The organism is Bowmanella yangjiangensis (assembly GCF_017255015.1).
Classification (GTDB): Bacteria; Pseudomonadota; Gammaproteobacteria; order Enterobacterales; family Alteromonadaceae; genus Bowmanella; species Bowmanella yangjiangensis.
Window position 1 is genome coordinate 1 of record NZ_JAFKCS010000547.1, and the last position, 505, is coordinate 505.

The 505-nt window shown below is 65.1% G+C and carries 2 protein-coding genes; both read right to left on the reverse strand.

Annotated elements, in window-relative coordinates; genetic code table 11:
- A partial coding sequence (locus J0A65_RS25590; protein WP_232850157.1) for a hypothetical protein occupies nucleotides 1-201 on the reverse strand: 201 nt, incomplete at its 3' end.
- 61 nt (nucleotides 202-262) lie between these two features.
- Nucleotides 263-505, reverse strand: a 243-nt coding sequence (locus J0A65_RS25595) for a type 2 periplasmic-binding domain-containing protein (protein WP_232850158.1), incomplete at its 5' end; no start/stop codon positions are given.

Sequence of the window (505 nt, forward strand, 5' to 3'; positions counted from 1 at the left end):
GCCCTCGCTCCACAGTGCGCCGAGCAGCAGCATCACACTGCCGATGATCAGGTAGCGGGCCATTTCGTCCATCCAGATCGGCGAGCTGCCGATCAGGTAGCGGGCGAACACCCCGTAGATGAGTAGCAACAGGTCCAGCAACAGCAGCGCCGCGCCCAGGTTGAGCACCACGGCGCGCAGGCGCTCGATAAAGGAGGACATAAGGACTCCGGGCAAGAGAAGCAGCGCCCTGTCAGTCAGGGCGCTATGGGTCAGGCGGGGACTATTGGGCGGGCTTCAGACCGACATCCTGCAGGGCCGTCTCGACCCATTGCGCATCGATGTCCTGCTCACCCAGCCACTTCAGGTAGGCCGGCTGGCCCTGGCTGCGGAAGGCCTGCAGGTCCTCGGCGGAGGGGCGGATGATCTGCATGCCCTTGTCCTGCAGAAATGCCAGCTCCTTCTCCTGCTGGGTGGCGATGGCTTCGCGGTTGAGCAGCGTGGCCTCGCGGGCGGCATCGAGCAG